Raw genomic sequence first — 5,932 nt, forward strand, 5'->3', positions numbered from 1 at the left:
GCACGACTTAATTGACCATGATATTCACCGCCTTCACCATTAAATAAACAGACTTTATCGCCAACGTGCGCGCGTAAGACTTTAATAAAATGATGGGCAGCTTCTTCAGGCAGTTCAATTTCGGTATTGAGCGATAAGGGAGTAGGGGTGTAGAGACGGGTCATGGTGTGTTTCAATAAAAGTTACTATAGAATAAAAAGAGTGTTATATGAAATCGTTTGTAAGAAAATGATAATAACTACTTTTGGGGATGTCAGCGTGTCTAAATTATCACAAACACAAAAAATTATTGAATTTCTAAAACAAAATCCTAATGAAAAATTTAATGCTAAGCAGATAGCTGAGCAAATCGTAGCAAAATATCCAGAAGACTATAAAGAAAAAAGAGCTAATCCTCGTTTTAATGATGAGAAGTCATTTATTTCTCAAATCATAGCTGAAATTGGCTCTCAGAAAGATCAGATATTAAAATCTGATACTAATGTTTGCTGGAGAGATAAACCTCGACCACGAGTTTATTGGTATGATATTGAAAAGATTTTAGACAATAATCAAATTACAACACTATCTCAAGATGATGACTTTGTTGATGATGGACGCAATACTTTACAGGAAAAAGATTTATATCCAATTTTAATTGATTATTTAAAAACTGAGCTAAATTTATATTGCCAAAGAATTGATGAAAAGAGATCAAAAAATACTCGTGGGACAGGTGGAAATCAATGGTTACATCCTGACATTGTAGCAATGCAACCAGTAGATAAAGAATGGAATGAGTTAGTTCGTAGTTGTGTTAAGCAAGCTGCTGGGCAAAGTGTTCGTTTATGGTCATTTGAAGTTAAAAAAGAACTTAATAGCTCAAATGTCCGAAAAAGCTTTTTTCAGGCAGTAAGTAACTCTAGTTGGGCTAATGAAGGCTATTTAGTGGCAACATCGATTTCTGATGTGATGGTAGAGCAAGAGCTAAGAATGTTATCTGCATTGCATGGCATTGGAATTATTTTATTAAACTCAGAAAATCCTAGCGAAAGTGAAATGATGATTCCAGCTAAAGCAAGAGCAGATGTTGACTGGCAGTCTGTTAATAGAATATTAGTTGAAAACGAAGACTTCAAAGATTACATAGAGCTGGTTTCGACCTACTACCAAACGGGGCGTTTCCGTAGTAGGGATTGGAATAAATTATAAGATATTAAGTGTTATTTAGTTCAAGGCAAACTCACACCCACATCACTCCCTTTAGCAGGTGCTTGGGTCGCTATGTCCACCGCATCACCTGCTACTTTAAGCACATAACGCAATTCATCATCGGTCATCACATAAGGTGGCATCACATACACGGTATTACCAATAGGGCGTAATAACACGCCTTGTTCTAACGCGGCTTGAAACACCTGCAAACCACGACGCTCACGCCAATCAAATGGTGTTTTGCTTGCTTTGTCTTGCACCAAATCAAACGCGCAAATCGTGCCTGTTTGTCGAATATTGACAATATGAGCATGATTTTTTAACGGCTCTAAGGCTTGTTGGCAAACGTGATGAATTTGCTGTTGGCGTTGTAAGTGTGGATCAAGGGCAAATAACTCTAAAGAAGCCAAAGCGGCTCTTGCGGCTAAAGGATTTCCGGTAAAACTATGTGAATGTAAAAAACCTTTGAGTGTAGAGTAAGGGTGATAAAATCCTTGATAAATAGCTTCAGTGGTTAAAACCACCGACATTGGTAAATAACCTGCGGTTAAGGCTTTAGATAAACACAAAAAATCAGGACGAATATTGGCGTGCTCACAAGCAAAAAAACGACCTGAACGGGCAAAACCAACGGCAATTTCATCAGCAATTAAATGCACACCATATTTGTCACAAGCGGCACGTAATAACTGCAAATAGACAGGATGATACATTTTCATGCCTGCTGCGCCTTGAATCAGTGGCTCAACAATCACCGCACAAATTTCGCTGTGCTTTTCAATTAACAGTTGTTCAAGCGCATTAAATTGTTGGCGGGCAAAGGCTTCGGCTGTCATGCCTTCGGGTGCTTGTGTCCAATCTGGCGATGGCACACGATAATGTTGGCTGAGTAGTGGGGCGTAGGTTTCCGAAAACAACGGAATATCAGTCACAGCTAATGCCCCAAGCGTTTCGCCATGATAGCTACCTTGCAAGGACACAAAACGTGTTTTTTGTTTTTCGCCTTGATTATGCCAATAGTGCATACTCATTTTTAAGGCAACTTCAACAGCCGCCGAGCCATTATCAGCAAAAAAACAACGGCTTAAACCTTGTGGTGCAAGGGCAACTAATTTTTCGGCCAACTCAATCACGGGTTCGTGGCTAAAACCCGCCAAGATCACATGCTCAAGGGTATCTAATTGCTGTTTGATGGCTTGATTGATATGTGGGTGGGCGTGTCCCCAAATGTTGACCCACCACGAGCTAATGGCATCAATATACCGTTTACCATCAAAGTCTTCTAACCAAATACCTTGCGCTTTGGCAATTGGGACTAAAGGAATTTGTTCGTGATCGTGCATTTGTGTACAAGGGTGCCACAATACCGCTAAATCACGTTGCATCAGTTGTTGGTTAGTCATGGTTATCGCCTCGCCAAATGAACGAGGCATTATAGACAGGTTTTGTAAAAGTAGCGGAAATTTGTTTGGTTTCGACTTCGCTCAACCACCACGACTTTGCTCCCTGAGCGTAGTCGAAGGGCAACCATTTTAGATTTGGTATCCTGAGCGAAGTCGAAAGCTAAGCTAAGCCTTATCACCTAAATATTTTGCTTTGAGTTTATCAACCATAGATTGGCTATTATGCTGCCACGGATGAAAGTCTTTGCGGTAGTACTTAAAATAACTGGGAATCATTTTTCTAAAAATACCTTTTGTTCCCCAATAATAATTAATACCTTTTGCCCACATTTTAACGTCACCTTGACGACCAGATTCTCGCATCAAGGTCATAAAGTCATAGGTAGAAAAGCCCAAAAACATCACGGTACAAATAGCCATTTGTGACAAGCGAATCCATTCATTATTGACGGTAGCTTTATAGACATCAAAAGCCACTGCTTTGTGTTCGGTTTCTTCAATGGCATGCCACGCCCATAACGGTGCTAAACGTGGATCCATTTTGTCTAATTCATTGGTGTTAAATAAATATTCTTCAGCCATCAGGGCGGTAAAGTGTTCAACCGCAGCAGTGTGTGCTAACTGACGGGCAGGGCTTAAATAGGTTTTATACCATTTCATGGCAAAGGCAACATTACGATCAATACGGTCAATCGAATAGCCATGTTTAATCATTAAATCATTTAACACTTCGTGTTCTTTGGAGTGATGGGCTTCTTGACCAATAAAGGCGCGTACTGCTTGGCGTAGTTCGGGGTCTTTAATTTGGTCTTGAAAGTGACGAACCGAATGAATAAAAAAATGTTCGCCAGCAGGAAATCCACCTGATAATGCTGACAGTAATAAAGTTTTGAAGGGATCGTTGTCATACCAAAATTCAGGAATATCGTTGAGGGCAAAATCCATTTGACGCACTTTTAAATCGTGATGATGACCAGCATTTTGTTGGGTCAATGAGGGGGTAATTGCAGCAGTCATGGGACACCTCTTAGTTAAAATCAGCATACTGAGCGGAGTCGAAGTAGGCTTCGACTCCGCTCAGCCGCCGTTATCACATTTGCTCACGGAGCATATTATGACTTAAGCATAATTGCCTTTTAGCCTAAAACGTGAGACGCTACGCGGACAAGTCACTTATCATTGGTGGCCATTATGTCCCTAATACATTATCCAAAAGAACAAATACAATACGCACATTTACCCGTGACTTATCCTGTAATTTATTTGCAGATTGCCCAAGAACGAGGCGTGAGTCAGGCACAAGTGTTGGCACATGCACAAATTAATCCGCAAATTTTTGCTCAGGCAACAGGACGAATATCCAGCCAAGAATATGAGCGATTAGTCACGGCGGTGATAGCATTGGTGGGTAATCATGGTTTAGGGCTAGAGGTGGGCGCACGTCAACCATTGACCGCACATGGTAGTTTGGGCTATGCCTTAATGTCGGCGGCAACCATTGCCGATGCGATGAAAATTTTGCAGCGTTTTTGGCATGTTAGAGGTCGAGGGGTTAATTTACGTTATATTGACGACCCAGACCATGTTGTGTTTTCGATTTATTGTCAGTATCCCATGCCACCAGATGTGGAAAAAGTATTGTTAGAGGCGGTGTTGTCGGGGGTTTATTATGGTTTGCGTTTTTTGTTAGCAGGCAAACCCTTGCAAGCGGAGTTACATTTTGCCATTCCTCAGCCTGATTATTTGGCTCAACTTGAGCATTTGCAATTACCAACAATTTATTATGGTCAGCCAATTAATCAACTCAAAGTTCCTAAAAGTATTTTGCCACAAATGATTAATACCGCTAATTCTGAAGCTTTAAGCATGGCGATTGCACAGTGTGAGCGAGAGTTGGCGTTATTGCCCAGTATTGAGCAAGATGTGGTGATGATGGTGAATATCTTATTACAAGCGAATGAGCAAGGATATTTGACGCCAACACAAGTGGCGGATCGCTTGCATATTTCGGAGCGGAGTTTGCGCCGTCATTTGCAACAACAAGGGACTAACTACCAACAATTATTAGAAACAGCACGGCAACGCGATGCTCAACAATTATTACGCCAAACACAAGCCGAAATTCAATTAATTGCCCAGCGTTTAGGCTATAACAATCCTGCGAATTTTACCCGTGCCTTTAAACAATGGACGGGCAAAACACCTCGTGAGTTTCGATTAACTACGATTTACGATTAAACGATGCCATGTAAAACTACTGATACCACAAAAGGCTAATATAGCAAAAATGGGTAAAGCGGTATTTGTTTGCCAAATGCCCAAAATACCGCCAATCACCGCCGCTAAACTAAATTGCAACACCCCCATTAAGGCAGACGCTGTGCCTGCTTGATGACCTTGATTGGCCATTGCTGCCGCGCCTGCATTGGGGCTAATAAAGCCCAAACTGGCAATGTAACTAAATAAACCTATTAGTAATAACGTTAAAGATTCTATATGTAAAAATATGCTCATACACAACAAACTACTGGCGATAGCAGGAATGTATAAAGCATAGTGTAAGAGCTTAAACATCGAATAGCCGCGCCGTAATAACCACGCATTAATTTGACTGGCAATAATAAAACCAAGCGCATTTGCACCAAAAATTAAGCTATATTGACTGGGTGATAAGCCATACAAATTAATTAATAAATCAGGCGAGCCAGCAATATAAGCAAACATGCCTGAAAAAGCTAAACAGCTTGCTAGGGTATAACCTATAAAAGAGCGATCGAATAATAACTGCCAATAATTGATTAAGACTTGGCTCAATTGTAGTTTTCGCGGTTGCGTTAAACTTTCAGGAATTAAACTCATAATCGCAACTAAACACAGACTGGCAAACACGGCTTTAAAATAAAAAATACTCTGCCAACCAAATTGTGTTAAAAAATAACTGCCTAATAATGGCGCAAGAATGGGCGCTAAGCCCATGACCAACAATAACATCGAAAAGGCTTGCGCAGCCTGTGTCGCTTGGCAACGGTCACGTACAATGGCACGCGCAATGACCATCCCTGAACAACCACCAAAACCTTGAAAAAAACGATAAATAATCAGCTCATGCATGGTTTGAGCGTGGCCTGCGAAAAAGGCAGCTATCATAAAAATGCTCAAGCCAATCACTAAAGGTGGTTTGCGGCCAAAACGATCACTTAATGAACCATATAAGATTTGGCCAATAGTCATGCCAATAAAAAAACTGGCTAAACTAAGTTGTGCGCCTTGGCCTAGCTCTTTTTCCAAGGTTGGAAAACTGGGTAAGTACATATCAATTGATAAAGGGCCAATCG

Annotated in this window: 6 protein-coding genes; 2 read left to right on the plus strand and 4 right to left on the minus strand. The window is 40.8% G+C overall.

The genetic code is table 11. The annotated features are described in order from the left end of the window. A partial coding sequence (locus Q0212_RS16845) for an RNA methyltransferase PUA domain-containing protein (RefSeq protein ID WP_367175950.1) occupies nucleotides 1–164 on the minus strand: 164 nt, incomplete at its 3' end. A gap of 94 nt (nucleotides 165–258) precedes the next feature. Between Q0212_RS16845 and Q0212_RS12355 the strand changes: the two genes are divergently transcribed. Continuing rightward, nucleotides 259–1,191: an HrgA protein gene (locus Q0212_RS12355; protein WP_297925950.1), complete on the plus strand. Its 933-nt coding sequence runs from the start codon at nucleotides 259–261 to the stop codon at nucleotides 1,189–1,191. Between the two features lie 20 nt (nucleotides 1,192–1,211). Here the strand turns inward: Q0212_RS12355 and Q0212_RS12360 are convergent, their stop codons facing one another. Both Q0212_RS12360 and Q0212_RS12365 read right to left on the minus strand, forming a co-directional pair. After that, on the minus strand, nucleotides 1,212–2,597 hold the full coding sequence (locus Q0212_RS12360) for an adenosylmethionine--8-amino-7-oxononanoate transaminase (protein ID WP_297925952.1): 1,386 nt from the start codon (nucleotides 2,595–2,597) through the stop codon (nucleotides 1,212–1,214). A 165-nt stretch (nucleotides 2,598–2,762) separates the two neighbouring features. Beyond that, nucleotides 2,763–3,614, minus strand: coding sequence for a metal-dependent hydrolase (locus Q0212_RS12365; RefSeq protein ID WP_297925954.1), 852 nt, complete (start codon nucleotides 3,612–3,614; stop codon nucleotides 2,763–2,765). 174 nt (nucleotides 3,615–3,788) lie between these two features. On the opposite strand from Q0212_RS12365, the gene Q0212_RS12370 reads away from it, so the two are divergent. Beyond that, the gene (locus Q0212_RS12370) at nucleotides 3,789–4,835 is read left to right on the plus strand and encodes an AraC family transcriptional regulator (protein WP_297925956.1); all 1,047 of its coding nucleotides are present in this window, start codon (nucleotides 3,789–3,791) and stop codon (nucleotides 4,833–4,835) included. Here the strand turns inward: Q0212_RS12370 and Q0212_RS12375 are convergent. Continuing rightward, nucleotides 4,815–5,932: multidrug effflux MFS transporter (locus Q0212_RS12375; RefSeq protein WP_297925958.1), on the minus strand; the 1,118-nt coding region annotated here is incomplete at its 5' end. The genes Q0212_RS12370 and Q0212_RS12375 overlap by 21 nt on opposite strands.

This window comes from uncultured Agitococcus sp. (genome assembly GCF_937920075.1).
Classification (GTDB): Bacteria; Pseudomonadota; Gammaproteobacteria; order Pseudomonadales; family Moraxellaceae; genus Agitococcus.

What these genes read in the sequence shown, in the direction of transcription:
- Q0212_RS12360 (WP_297925952.1), bottom strand. Translation starts at nt 2,597, where the DNA reads ATGACTAACCAACAACTGATGCAACGTGATTTAGCGGTATTGTGGCAC.
- Q0212_RS12365 (WP_297925954.1), bottom strand. Translation starts at nt 3,614, where the DNA reads ATGACTGCTGCAATTACCCCCTCATTGACCCAACAAAATGCTGGTCAT.
- Q0212_RS12370 (WP_297925956.1), top strand. Translation starts at nt 3,789, where the DNA reads ATGTCCCTAATACATTATCCAAAAGAACAAATACAATACGCACATTTA.